This window comes from Oceanobacillus arenosus (assembly GCF_003369575.1).
GTDB lineage: Bacteria > Bacillota > Bacilli > Bacillales > Amphibacillaceae > Oceanobacillus > Oceanobacillus arenosus.
In genome coordinates this window covers 1-13,242 of record NZ_PIOC01000011.1, presented here as the reverse complement: position 1 = coordinate 13,242, position 13,242 = coordinate 1, and the positions used below count along the sequence as shown (strand labels likewise).

Below are 13,242 nucleotides of genomic sequence, written 5' to 3'. Positions count from 1 at the left end.
ACTGTAGGAAATTATATAACAATTTATATTTAAAACTGTTATAATAAGTAAAAAACATCTTGGAGGTTGTTCATATTGTTGAATAAAATTTCAGAATCAATCGATAAATTATATCCAGAAACAGTCGAAAGACGCCGCTATTTGCATCAACATCCAGAGCTTTCATTTAAGGAAACAGAAACAGCGAAATACATCGCTAACTTTTATGAAACTCTCGGAATTCCATATGAAACAAATGTTGGCGGAAACGGTGTAGTCGCAACATTAGAAGGTGGAAAACCTGGTAAGAAGGTTGCATTACGAGCAGATTTCGATGCCCTACCAATTGACGATGAAAAGGATGTTCCTTATAAATCCACTGTACCTGGCGTGATGCATGCTTGTGGTCATGATGGCCATACTTCTACATTACTTACCATCGCCAAAGCATTATTTGAGCATCAAGCAGAACTACCGGGAACAGTCGTATTTGTCCATCAGCATGCAGAGGAACAATTACCTGGTGGAGCGAAATCTATTGTCGAATCAGGGATATTAGATGATATTGACGCAGTCTTCGGTACACATTTACAATCACTCGTGCCACTTGGAGAAATCCAAACATCAAAAGATGTCCTTATGGCTGGTGCTGATGCATTTGAACTGACAATTCAAGGTAAAGGTGGTCATGGTGCCTCACCACATGAAACAAAGGATGCGCTTGTAATTGCCGCTAATGTTGTCTCACAGTTCCAAGAAATTGTAAGCAGACGAATTGATCCACTTAAGACAGCAGTTTTGACAATTGGTACGTTTAATTCAGGAAATAATTTCAATATTATTGCCGATAAAGCGAAATTAACTGGAACTGTCCGTCACTTGGACCTCGATGTACAGGCAAAAGTTATTGAGGAAATGGAAAGAATTCTTACAGGCGTTTGTCTTGCAAGCGATGTAACCTATGAACTTAACTATACAAAAGGATATCCACCAACAAAGAATCATGTACAAGAAGCAGAGATTGTACTTGAAGCAGCGAAAGAGGTACAAGGAGTTGAAACTGTTAAGGAAGTTGTTCCTGTCATGGGTGGAGAGGATTTCTCTTATTATACAATCCATAAACCAGGTGCATTCTTCTTCACTGGTGCAAGAAAAGACGATAACCTTTACCCGCATCATCATCCACATTTCGATTTTGACGAAAGAGCGATGCCAATTGCTGCCAAGACTTTAGTTGCAGCATATTTAAAATACCAAGAGCAAGCGTAAATAATGCAACATTAAATGCCAGTGCCCAATTTGCAGGAAATTGGGCACTGGCATTTGTTTTGCCTTTAATTTTATATATTCAACTATTGATATAAAGTGTGGACTAGTGACAATAGTGATTTCAGAATTAGACTGCAGTTGTCGTTCACAAGTGAGTTTTCATTCTTTACTTCAATCAACGTCAACTCTAAGTGGTAAGTAACTCTTTATATGTGACTTTATTCAATCCCAGCGGAAGAAATACACGAACACTCCTGCGGGAAGAGCCTAGGTGAGACTATGAAGCGCGATAGCGCGAATGGCTCACCAGCTCCCCTAAGGTGCGCGAAGTGTATTTCTGGAGCGACTGGTCCGAGAGCACTTAACAAATTAACTAGTCCGCTCTTTATCTAAATTGCGATAAACATACAAATAAGCACTTTATAAACAAACCTCTTTTACCACTAAACAATCGGCAATAAAATATACGACGGATGTGCCGCATCATGATACACATGCTGAATTGCCTGCACTGATTCCGCACTCTCAATCATCGTTTTCCCAGTATTTAGATTGGCATCAAATCTAGGGGAATTACTGGAAGAGATTTCTACCCGAAGACGATGACCAATCAGGAAAACATTACTTGTCGGCCAAAGCTCGATTTCACAGTGAATAATGTTATCTTGAATCTTCTCATTCACTTGATGACTCAACCGAACAATCCCATCTGTCAGATTATATGCTGTTCCATCTGGTAGGACATCGATTAATTTAGCAGTAAAGTCGGTGTCCACTGCATCCGTTTTCACCCATATACTTACTTTAATTGGACCTGTAACCTCAAGCTCTTCTTCTAAACGTGCAGACGTATAGACTAGCACATCTTCTCTTTCTTCAATCATACGTTGATCAATGGGACCTATTGCTTTTGATCCCGAACTTCCGCCAAAGGTCGGTACGGGGTCTTCTGGATCATAGTGGAAAATATCTGAAGGCTGATGTTCCGGTTTATTTGTATATAGCTCTCCATCTCCAAACCTTGTATTTGCCCTACCATTACTATGAAGATAATAAGGAATATAGTTCGTACGTGCAAGTGGCCATTCATATTCGTCACGCCACACATCTTTTCCCATAACGAATAGTTTAATTGGCGCTTCTTCCTCTTGCTCTGCTCCTTTTAACCATTTGTCAAACCAGCGGATATGTAGTGCTGTTAAATCATCCTTCAAATCAATCCAGTCCTCTGACGCGTGGATCCCGAAGTTTCGATCTCCTAATGTTGCATGAAAAACCCCATGCCCCCACGGTCCAATAATCAATTTCTGTGGTGTATTTTGCTGAGACACGAGCTCCGTATAATTGTCTAACGTTGACTTGAGCAAGCTATCATACCATCCAGCAATATGGTAAGCGGGAACATTAATTTGTTCATATTTATCGGTGATTCTCATTTTCTCTAACTTTACCTCTTCTACTTCATTGGCTAAAAAATCAAAGAAGAAATCAGCAACACCAAGCTCCTTCAGTGGTGGCCACTCTTTTGCTGGTTTATAATGAAACCATTCATCCAATTGATCATAAAATGCTGCCATTTGCTTGAGCTTTTCACTTTGGTTTTCCTTACTCTTATATTTCCGTTTAATCAAATCCGGTGCGGCTGACTCTAGTGCCCATGTTTCAGCGCCAGCAAGCATAAATTTCCCGTTATGATAAATCGTATTTGCATACCAGTCATTTAACGTCATTGCTGGAGCAATTGCTTCTAGATGTGGCGGACGCTCTGTTGCTGCTAGCAGCTGCGTGAACCCGTAATAAGAAAGGCCGAACATCCCAACTTTTCCAGATGAATATGGCAACGATGCCGCCCATTCGACCGTATCATAGCCATCTGTTGCTTCATATAGAGTAGGATAAAACTCCCCCTCCGAAGCATACCTGCCCCTTACATCTTGAATAATGATAACATAGCCATGCTGAACTATGCGATTCGTATCAAGATAACGATGAGAGTAGTATGGTAAATCTTTATTGTACGGGAGTCTCGTAATTAAGACAGGAAATTTTCCTTCTTTATTTGGTCGATAAACATCTGCCGCTAATATCGTACCATCTCGCATCGTACACGTAACATTTTTTTCGAGAATGATTTGTTGTATTGTCATTTCTGTTTCCTCCTTTAGCAAAAATCCATCCCGAAAATCTTGGGATGGATTTTAATCATTATAATTAAACAGTAGCCTCATCTTGGCTAAAGATGCCTTTCTTCTTTTTACCTGGTGTTAGCTTCCGTTCCAGCCAGCCAAATAGAGCATCGGCGATAATCGCCATCAATGCTGTCGGAATGGCACCTGCAAGAATGATTGCTGTTCCGTCAGTTGCATTGGTTCCTCGAATAATGATATCCCCTAAACCACCTGCACCAATAAAGGTACCGATTGTCGCAACACCAATTGTAACAACAACTGCAGTACGCAAACCTGCCATAATAACCGAAAGTGCAAGCGGGAGTTCAACCATTCGTAATACTTGGAATTTCGTCATTCCCATTGCCTTCCCAGATTCAAGCAAGGCATGGTCAACATTGCGAATTCCGGTATACGTATTTTTAATAATCGGCAATAAAGAATAGAGAAATAGAGAAAAGACAACTGTATTCGGTCCAAGTCCCATTACTAGCATTAGTACAGATAGCATCGCCAGAGCTGGAATCGTTTGAATAATATTTGCTAGGGAAAGTACCCATGGGCTTAATTTATTATAACGGGCAATGAGAATTCCAAGCGGAATTCCAACGATTGCACCGAATAGTACACCATATGCAGCCATAAGGAATTGCCTGTAAAATTGCTCCCACACGTACCAGGCATTATCTGCGTAATATACGATTAAATCCTGAATGAGTTGCATTTTACTCAGCCTCCTCGAAATAATGATGTTCTTCTAAAAAGTTTCTCGCAACTACAGCAGGTTCTTGTAAATTGCCATCTGCTTCATAATTTAACTGTTGCATTTTTTCCGTATCAATCTTCCCAGATAATTTCTGTAATATGCCTTCCAATTCTGGGTGTTCTTCCAATATTGCATTATTTGCAACGAGCGACGTATCATACGGTGGGAAGAATTGTTTATCATCTTCTAAAATCTGCAAATCAAATGCAGCAATCCGACCATCGCTTGTATATGCAAGTACAACATCCATCTCATCGTTAGCTAGCGCTTGGTAGACAAGTCCAATTTGCATTGGAAAAATATTTGGAAATTCAAATTCATATTCTTCAATAAAACCGGGATACCCGTCCCCTGCTCGCTGTATCCAAGAGTTATCGACACCAAATCGCACATCAGCGGCGATAGCTTCAAGGTCAGAAACCGTTTCTAATTGATACTCTTCTGCAAATTCCTTCGATACAGTAAATGCATAGGAGTTATCAAATCCATATGAATCAAACCATTTTTGATCCCATCGTTTTGCAAATTCACGTTGTACGATTTTCATTGCCTCATCTGGATCCTTCACAGGCTCCATTCCTAACGCACCTGCTAAATCCGTACCGGTATAGCGTGTAGCTGTGATATCAACCTGATCTTCAGTCATCGCCTGATGTTGCACGACAGATGACCCTAGGTTATTGACCATTACGACTTCAAGCTCTGTATAATGTTCAATCAATTGTCGTATCATTTGTCCCATAATTTGTGACTCTGATGTCCCTAATGTTCCGATTCGAACAGAATCCCCTGACGCTCCACCAAGGCCTGGGAGCGAACAGCCTCCAAGCATCAAAGTCATCGTCAACATGATGGTTCCAATTATTCGTTTTGGCATTGATCTCGTCCCCTCCTTCGACTTAAGCATTTACTTTCAATTTCTTCATTCCTGTTGGTGTGACCCAATCTTCCACCTTACCCAATAGTAAGTCGGTTAGTAAAGCTAGAATCGTAACAGGGATTGCACCTGCAAGAATAAATTCTGTTTGATAGAGGTTTAACCCACTGAAAATATAATCACCAAGACCACCTGCACCAATATAAGAAGCAAGGGTCGCCCAACCAATTAGATAAACGGTTGATAACCGAATTCCTGCCATAATAACTGGGACTGCGAGCGGTAATTCTACCTGAACAATTCGTTCCCAATTTGTCATGCCCATTCCTTTTCCTACCTCAAGTAGATTATTACTTACGCCACTTATTCCTATGTACGTATTACGCAAGATTGGCAGGAGTGAATAAATAAATAAGGCAACAATCGCTGGTACCTTACCAATCCCTAGAATTGGAATAAATAGAACTAAGATTGCAAAGCTTGGTATCGTTTGAATAATACTAAGAATTCCCATGATAAATCCTGCAATCCTCTTTATTCTTGTTAGCGCAATCCCAAGCGGAACGGCAACAATAACTCCGAGCCCCGCAGCAGCAAGTGAAATATATAAATGTTCCCATGTTTTTACTAATAAATCCATCCCATTTTCACTTAAGAAACTAATCATCGTATCCATCCCTTCCCTGTCATTTCGGTATTATGATGTAATTTCCTCATCGCCCCAAATCGAATCGTACACAACATCAACGAGGTTTGCTCTCGTCACAATCCCTACTAAACGCTCGTTTTCGTCAACGACAGGCACATATTTAATTGCTCGATTTAGGAATTTACGAATAGTATCTTTAACTAATGTACCAGTTTCCATCTTGAGCATCTTACGCTCCATCACCTCTGATACTAGATTTACTTTCGTCCGCTTCTGGTCAATCATTTCTACATCAATATATCCTTGCAATACTTGATCCTCATTGATAACAAGTAAGGTATCCACTCGGCGTTCCTTCATTAATTTAATCGCCGCTGATAAGGTCTGATCTCCCATCACAGTCACTGGTGCTAGGTTCATGATTTGTTCAACCGTTTGAATATTCGGTCTTGCTTGCACTAGACGCTCTTGCCCGATAAATTCTTCCACAAATTCATCCGCAGGGTTTCGTAAGATTTCATCTGGTGTATCGAATTGAACGATTTTTCCATCACGCATGATCACAATTCGGTCTGCAAGCTTTAGTGCCTCATCCATATCATGGGTAACGAACACAATCGTTTTATTTAACTTTCGTTGGAGTTTCTTAAATTCCTCTTGTAGGGAATCACGTGTAATTGGATCGAGTGCGCCGAATGGTTCATCCATTAAGATTAACGACTGATCAGCCGCTAGCGCCCGGAGCACCCCAATTCGCTGCTGCTGTCCACCACTAAGCTCATGTGGGTATCTTTCCAAATAATCTGGAGTCATATCAACTAAGGTGAGTAATTCTTTTGCACGTTCTCGCCGTTTTTCTTCCGGCCATTTTAATAATTTGAGGACAAGTGAAATGTTTTGTTCGATTGTCATATGAGGAAATAAACCAATTTGCTGGATAACGTAGCCTATTTTCCTTCTCAGTTCAACGGGATCCACCTTCATGATATCTTCCCCATCAACATAAATACTTCCCTCTGTCGGTTCAATCAAACGGTTAATCATTTTCATTGTTGTCGTTTTGCCACAACCACTCGGCCCGATAAAGACAATGAATTCTCCCTTTTCAAATTCCATATTCAAATCACTTACCGCATGTTTTCCGCCCTTATATACTTTTGAAACATGATCGAATTTCAACAATTATCATGCACCTCCACGTTTTTATGTATTTGTTTACCTTTCTAATGATAAAGTAAAGTTTGTAAAATATAAAGTTTACAATGTTTACATATTGTATCATTTTTACGCATTTTACACCGTTTTTCAGATAATAACTACTGATTTCTTAAAATTGCTAAAGAATACTCCGATTTACACCAATAAATCCATATTGGGTATTTTGACAATTTGTGATAAAGTAACCTATATGTTTAAAAATTGGTAGGTGACCTTTATGAATGAAGACCCATCAGCAAAGCTTATGCAAATCGAAGAAAGGTTTGTTGATAGTATTGCTGAAAACATGCGTGCGTACGGTATTTCACCAACTGTCGGCCGTGTCCTTGGCATCATCTATATGAATCGTAACGCCATGACACTTGATGAATTGTCCCAGGCAACTGGGATGAGCAAAACACGGATGAGCCAAGTTGTACGTGAAATGGTTGATGTGAATATCGCGGAAAAGGTTTTTGAAAAAGGCGTGCGAAAAGACATATATGACGTGGAGCAGGATTATTACCAAACATTCATCTCCTTATTCACTTCCAACTGGGAGAAGATCATAAAAAAGAATAGGCTGCTAGGGAAGAAGCTTTCCGCAGAATTGGCGATACTCCTAGAAAATGAAGCAATCAATGCAGAAATCGAAGCAAAAATAAATGAATTACTCATTGAAACAAAAAAATGGCTTGATTACTATGACTGGTTAAACCGATTAGTCGCGTTCTTCGATAGCGGTGAAGTGTTTAGACATGTACCGAAGTCGGAATAGCGATGAACGTTAGAACGATTACTGTTTCCAATAATGCCCTTCATCTTGCGCTTGATTATGACTTACTGTTATCTAGCGGAACAAAAGCTTAAAGCTAGTTTGAGCTGTGTACAGACTGCGCCCCATAGAACGTGGGGTGGTTCGACGTTGCCACACGAAGTGGCGAACTTAGTCGAACATTCCTTTGAAGGAGATAAAGGAAACTCTTTGGGAGCGTAAGCGGTTGACTTAGATTACGGAGGTGAGGAAAGTCTCGCTACAGCTTTAGCGCTGGAGCTGGACGTGGCTATTCTCAGTAATTAAGTTATCCACAGCATTCAAATTTTATAATTTGCTAGACAAGAACAAAAGCTGCTCGTCTTAATGGTGTCCCATTAAAAACGAGCAGCTTTTGTTTTCGTTTGCTAATCATCTTAGTTCTAATAGTTTTTGCTTCAATTGATTTTCCATACTTTCTAAATCGCGCTCGGCTTGATAACGTTTTTCCCTACCTTCCGTTTGAATACGAAGCGTTTCCTCGATCGTTGAAAGTAAATGTTCTTGGGTTTTCTTCAAGGTCTCAATGTCAACAAGCCCACGTTCATTTTCCTTCGCAGTTTCAATCGTATTTACTTTTAACATTTCTGCATTCTTCAACAATAAATCATTCGTCGTTTGAGATACTTGTTTCTGTGCTTCAACTGCATTTCGTTGACGCAACAGCGTGAGTGCAATCGCAATTTGGTTTTTCCACAGCGGGATTGCTGTTAAAATCGAAGCTTGGATTTTCTCTACTAATGCCTGATTCGTATTTTGAATTAATCGTATTTGTGGTGCACTTTGCATTGTGATTTCTCGGCTTAATTTCAAGTCATGCATTCGTTTTTCTAGCCGCTCGGCAAATTGCATCATGTCATTTACGTCCTGATAATCCATCTGACTTTGACTTATCTCAGCCTTTTGTTTAAGTGCTGGAATCGTGATTGTTTCCAGTTCTTCCATTTTCACTTCACCAGCAGCAATATAAATATTCAATGCATCATAATAATCGCGATTTTTATCAAACATTTGCTCGAGACTCCGATTGTCTTGTACTAATGTATTTTTACTTCGGTCAAGCTTTACACTAATCCGATCAATCTGCGCACCAGTTTTTTGATATTTTGAAAGCACCTCATTTACTGAGTTCGAAATCCGACCGAACATCCGTGCAAATATGCCTCGTTTTTCCGGTTGGAGCTCATCTGGGTTCACATGCTCAAGTTTCTTCATCAGGTCCTTTAATATATCGCCAATTTCACCTATATCTTGATTTTGTACCTGATCGAGCATAGAATGTGAGAAATTGAGTAGCTTGGATTGTGCTTCCGTACCATACATAGAAATTGACTGTGCTTCTTCCGGGTCAATTTGTTTTGCTAATTGGATTGCCTTTTGTTTATTTTCCTCTGACATCCGATCACCCAGACGCTTTGGCTTGTCCGATGTTTCTGGGCTAATTGTCGTGGAATCCGTTATCTCTGTCTTGCCAAAAGGATTCGCTAATAATTCATCAAGTTCATCTCGTTGTTTTTCCTCTTTTTGTTGATTCATTTCAATACCCTCCAGTCATTTTTCTTCGATTTACTGATTGACCGTTTTGCCACATCCAGCTCATAATGCAATGTGTCGATGTCATCATCAAGCATGATATACAGATCCTTTTTGACCGTTTCACCAAGAATTGCAATGGTATGCCGTGTATCTCTTAAAGAGTCCATCATTTCACGGTTTTTCACTGGCTGTGACGATAGAAACGCATATTTTTCAGCTAATTCTACCAAGGAATCTAAATGATTATAGTAGAAACCTTCTGCTTGGTAAAACCGCTTTGGTTCTTTTTTTGTATTCGAGTAAATCTTTTTTACAGTACGAATGATCTCGATATTCTGCCTCGCCTGATCGAAACTGCGAATATTCATCAACGCTCTATTTAAACGGGAAATCTTATCCTTTGCTTCCTGTAAATTATTGTCAATAAATTTATATTCTCTTCTCGTTAATCCAACTCTTCGCAAATTGTTGAAATTCGTCAGTTGTTTTGCCGAATAGAAAACGACTACTCCACCGATAATCGCGAATAGACTTGAGAGAAAGAAGGTTTGTCCAAATGAAAAGAAACTAATCAAGCCCGTAGCCACGGTCGCAATACATGCCAATGTTCCTCGTAACATAAATTGTAAAAATGAAAGCAAATCTATCAACTCCTATACCAATCCAAAATTTTTGTTGGATCCAACAATACTTACGAGTACCCTAGTAAAAAGGTTTCATTTAATTCTATTTTACGCGATATAGCCCCGAAATGCCAAATTAGAAAAAGAATGTGCATAATATTTGTCCTCGTAAGCCCTTTCCTTTATGATTTCAAGTATAAAGTAAAACTTCATTAAGTGGGAGTCTGACAGACAGGGGGAATAGATTCTATGGTATCAAAAATTGGAATTGATGCTGGCGGTTCGCTAATAAAAGTAGCATATGAAGATAATCGTGCGTTGGTTTTCAAAACATTTTCCGAAATGGATTTATTATTAGAGTGGTTGAATGGCATTTCATTAGAAACTGAGCTCTATTTAACAGGTGGAAAAGCCGGTTACTTGCAACAGATCATAAAGCAGAAATCCCATATTAAAGAAGAATTCCAAGCCATTGTAGATGGTGCACGCCCATTGCTTGTGCAAGAGCATGGAAGCATTCCTGACAATTTTCTCATCACTAGTATTGGTACTGGAACATCTGTCTTCCATGTTACAGATGGATCATTCAGCCGACTACTTGGGAGTGGCATTGGCGGCGGGACTTTAATGGGACTCGGGAAACTCCTTAGTGGTAAGACGGCATTTCATGACATTGTTGCACTAGCGGCGAAAGGCAATCATCAAAACAGTGATCTATTGGTGAAGAATATTTATGCACCAAGTGAGGCACCATTATTGGGCGATTTGACCGCAGCAAACTTCGGCAAAGCTCATATAAATGAACAAGCTACTGTGGAGGATCATTTAGCAAGTCTCATTCAATTAATTGGTGAAACAACCATTTCTCTAGCTGGACAAGCGGCTGTAGCAACAGGTGTTGAAAAAATTATTTTTGTTGGCAGTACTCTCAATGGAAATGAACCTTTGAAAAAGGTACTAAGTAGTTTTCAAGAAATGATGTCATATGAGCCTATTTTTCTGGATAATGGTGCATATGTGGGGGCGGTTGGAAGTTTGATTTAGTGGTTGCGTGTTCTGTGTTCCATGTTCCGTTGGATGTAGAGAGAACGGAACTCTAGTACTTGGAGTTGGGACGCGCACAATAATAAAGTGAGAACATATTAATCTTCTAGCATATATTCTGAATCTAGATTACCTATCCAACGCTTCCATAAATAGTCATCTCATTAAAAAATGGTTAGCGATAATTATCGCTAACCATTTTCATTCGTTAAACTTCGAAAAGTAACAGGAACCTGCTTGCACAGATGCACCTACTTGCTTACTTTTTCCATTACTGCGTCTTTCAATTCTGCTAACTTGTTTGTGCTTGCTTCTAGTGAATCGTCTTTAACACCGAAATAGAATTTAATTTTCGGTTCGGTTCCAGATGGCCTTAAGCAGAACCATGATCCATCCGCTAGTTGATATTTTAGAACATTTGATTTCGGTAAGTGGATTTCTTCTTCTACTTTATCCTCTACTAAAACTCGCTTACTGGATTGATAGTCTTCAATGACGGATACCGAATTTCCTGCAACCTCTTGTGGAGGATTATTACGGAATGCAGCTAAAATAGCATTAATCTGCTCGATTCCAGCTTTCCCTTTTAATGTTAGTGATTGCAAGCCCTCTTTATAGTAGCCATACTGTTCAAATACAGCTAGAAGTCCTTCATATAACGTCATATTTTTCGATTTATAATATGCGCCAACTTCGGCAAGAAGCATGCAAGCTTGAACCGCATCTTTATCACGAACAAAATCACCAATTAAATAACCGTAACTTTCTTCATAGCCAAATAAGAAACTGTGTTCCCCTGTTTTTTCATATTCTTTAATTTTTTCACCAATAAATTTAAAACCGGTCAATGTATCAATCGTCTCTAATCCATTTGCAGCTGCAATGTCACGACCAAGCTCCGATGTCACGATTGTTTTCAAAACAACAGCATTGTCTTTAAGAGTTCCTTGTTTCTGCTTTTCCGTTATCAAATAATGGAGTAATAATGCGCCAACCTGATTTCCAGTTAACACCTCATATGCTCCCTCACTATTACGGACAGCAACACCAACGCGGTCAGTATCTGGATCTGTTCCAAGAAGCATGTCTGCGCCGTACTTTTCACCATATTGGATGGCAATTTCAAATGCGGCATGTTCCTCAGGATTCGGTGATTTTACTGTTGGGAAATTCGAATCTGGAAGCTCCTGCTCTTTGACAACTTGTACATGTTTAAATCCAAGCGCCTTCAAGCCCTTTCTGACAGGGATATTTCCCGTACCATGTAAAGGTGTGTAGACAATTTTAAAATCATCTGCAACTTGTTTAATCACATCTGGATTAACATTTATTGTTTGCAATTGTTTTAGGTAAGCATTATCAACCGTTTCGCCGATTATATTAAGAAGTCCAGCTGCTTTCAGTTCTTCTTCTATACCTACTACAACCTCTAACTCATTTTCCACTTCATTTACTTTGGCAATAATTTCTTCTGCCACTGCTAATGAAATCTGTGCACCATCTTCACCATAAACCTTATAACCATTGTATTCAGGAGGGTTATGACTAGCTGTAATCACGATTCCACTATATGCATGCAAATATCTAACCGCAAAGGAAAGTTCTGGTGTGGAACGTAATGATTCAGAAACATATGTATGTATGCCATGTTTACCAAGCGTTTTCGCCGCTTCCATTGCAAATTCAGGTGATTTAAAACGTGAATCATACGCAATTGCTACACCGCGACTTTTCGCTTCCTCACCATGCTCCTCGATATAGCGAGCAAGACCTTCTGTCGCTTTACGGATTGAATAAATATTCATCCGATTTGTTCCTGGTCCAATCTCTCCGCGAATCCCACCTGTACCAAATTCAAGCGTTTTATAAAAACTTTCCTCCAACTGCTTTCGATCATTCGCAATTTCATCTAGTTGACCTTTTAATTCCTCATCCAGATTCTCAAATCGTTGCCATTTCTCATAATTTGTTTGCCAGCTCAAGACATAACCCCCACGTTAAAATTATTGTTTTCTAAATATTACTTCAACAAAACACCTTAGACTCATTATACTAAGGAATCCGCATTAAATCAAAGCTTTATCTTGTGCCTGCCACTTTCCAAAGTATGACGAAAATAGTCGAATAGTCTGCAAGCCTGCTCTGATTAGCATTGGATACATAAAAAGGGAAAAGCCTGTGTATTTTTCTAAACACACAGGCAGAATTATTTTATTGATTCGACAAAAAACGGGAAGTGACAGTGCTTAACCCCCTTATAATGGACAATAGGATATAATAAAAATACGTCATATCAGACATTATAGGGGGAATATGGGAT

Annotated in this window: 11 protein-coding genes; 3 read left to right on the top strand and 8 right to left on the bottom strand. The window is 39.4% G+C overall.

The features are described 5' to 3' along the window. The first annotated feature begins 75 nt into the window (after positions 1-75). Positions 76-1,248: a M20 metallopeptidase family protein gene (locus CWR48_RS06765; RefSeq protein ID WP_115772487.1), complete on the top strand. Its 1,173-nt coding sequence runs from the start codon at positions 76-78 to the stop codon at positions 1,246-1,248. Positions 1,249-1,691: 443 nt separating this feature from the next. Here CWR48_RS06765 and CWR48_RS06760 read toward each other — a convergent pair whose 3' ends face one another. The 5 genes from CWR48_RS06760 to CWR48_RS06740 form a co-directional block, all read right to left on the bottom strand. Further along, complete coding sequence (locus CWR48_RS06760) at positions 1,692-3,395, bottom strand: CocE/NonD family hydrolase (protein WP_115772486.1); 1,704 nt, start codon at positions 3,393-3,395, stop codon at positions 1,692-1,694. 64 nt (positions 3,396-3,459) lie between these two features. After that, on the bottom strand, positions 3,460-4,140 hold the full coding sequence (locus CWR48_RS06755) for an ABC transporter permease (protein ID WP_115772485.1): 681 nt from the start codon (positions 4,138-4,140) through the stop codon (positions 3,460-3,462). 1 nt (position 4,141) lies between these two features. After that, entirely contained in the window at positions 4,142-5,059 is a 918-nt protein-coding gene (locus CWR48_RS06750; protein WP_115772484.1) for an osmoprotectant ABC transporter substrate-binding protein, read from the bottom strand. 22 nt (positions 5,060-5,081) lie between these two features. Then, positions 5,082-5,735: an ABC transporter permease gene (locus tag CWR48_RS06745; RefSeq protein ID WP_115772483.1), complete on the bottom strand. Its 654-nt coding sequence runs from the start codon at positions 5,733-5,735 to the stop codon at positions 5,082-5,084. A gap of 21 nt (positions 5,736-5,756) precedes the next feature. Then, complete coding sequence (locus CWR48_RS06740; protein ID WP_115772482.1) at positions 5,757-6,890, bottom strand: betaine/proline/choline family ABC transporter ATP-binding protein; 1,134 nt, start codon at positions 6,888-6,890, stop codon at positions 5,757-5,759. Between the two features lie 253 nt (positions 6,891-7,143). Between CWR48_RS06740 and CWR48_RS06735 the strand changes: the two genes are divergently transcribed. After that, complete coding sequence (locus tag CWR48_RS06735) at positions 7,144-7,683, top strand: GbsR/MarR family transcriptional regulator (protein ID WP_115772481.1); 540 nt, start codon at positions 7,144-7,146, stop codon at positions 7,681-7,683. 408 nt (positions 7,684-8,091) lie between these two features. Here the strand turns inward: CWR48_RS06735 and CWR48_RS06730 are convergent, their stop codons facing one another. Continuing rightward, entirely contained in the window at positions 8,092-9,255 is a 1,164-nt protein-coding gene (locus CWR48_RS06730; RefSeq protein ID WP_115772480.1) for a toxic anion resistance protein, read from the bottom strand. Next, a complete protein-coding gene (locus tag CWR48_RS06725; protein ID WP_245976754.1) occupies positions 9,252-9,896 on the bottom strand; it encodes a 5-bromo-4-chloroindolyl phosphate hydrolysis family protein in 645 nt (214 codons plus the stop codon). Before CWR48_RS06725 ends, CWR48_RS06730 begins: the two co-directional genes overlap by 4 nt. A gap of 231 nt (positions 9,897-10,127) precedes the next feature. On the opposite strand from CWR48_RS06725, the gene coaW reads away from it, so the two are divergent. Then, positions 10,128-10,922, top strand: coding sequence for a type II pantothenate kinase (gene coaW, locus CWR48_RS06720; RefSeq protein ID WP_115772479.1), 795 nt, complete (start codon positions 10,128-10,130; stop codon positions 10,920-10,922). Between the two features lie 251 nt (positions 10,923-11,173). Here the strand turns inward: coaW and CWR48_RS06715 are convergent, their stop codons facing one another. After that, positions 11,174-12,904, bottom strand: a complete 1,731-nt coding sequence (locus tag CWR48_RS06715; protein WP_115772478.1) for a phospho-sugar mutase — start codon at positions 12,902-12,904, stop codon at positions 11,174-11,176. Between the last annotated feature and the right edge of the window lie 338 nt (positions 12,905-13,242).

Bases quoted from the DNA above. Each gene is read 5' to 3' on its own strand.
- CWR48_RS06760 (WP_115772486.1), bottom strand. From the start codon at position 3,395: ATGACAATACAACAAATCATTCTCGAAAAAAATGTTACGTGTACGATG.
- CWR48_RS06755 (WP_115772485.1), bottom strand. From the start codon at position 4,140: ATGCAACTCATTCAGGATTTAATCGTATATTACGCAGATAATGCCTGG.
- CWR48_RS06750 (WP_115772484.1), bottom strand. From the start codon at position 5,059: ATGCCAAAACGAATAATTGGAACCATCATGTTGACGATGACTTTGATG.
- CWR48_RS06745 (WP_115772483.1), bottom strand. From the start codon at position 5,735: ATGGATACGATGATTAGTTTCTTAAGTGAAAATGGGATGGATTTATTA.
- CWR48_RS06735 (WP_115772481.1), top strand. From the start codon at position 7,144: ATGAATGAAGACCCATCAGCAAAGCTTATGCAAATCGAAGAAAGGTTT.
- CWR48_RS06730 (WP_115772480.1), bottom strand. From the start codon at position 9,255: ATGAATCAACAAAAAGAGGAAAAACAACGAGATGAACTTGATGAATTA.
- coaW (WP_115772479.1), top strand. From the start codon at position 10,128: ATGGTATCAAAAATTGGAATTGATGCTGGCGGTTCGCTAATAAAAGTA.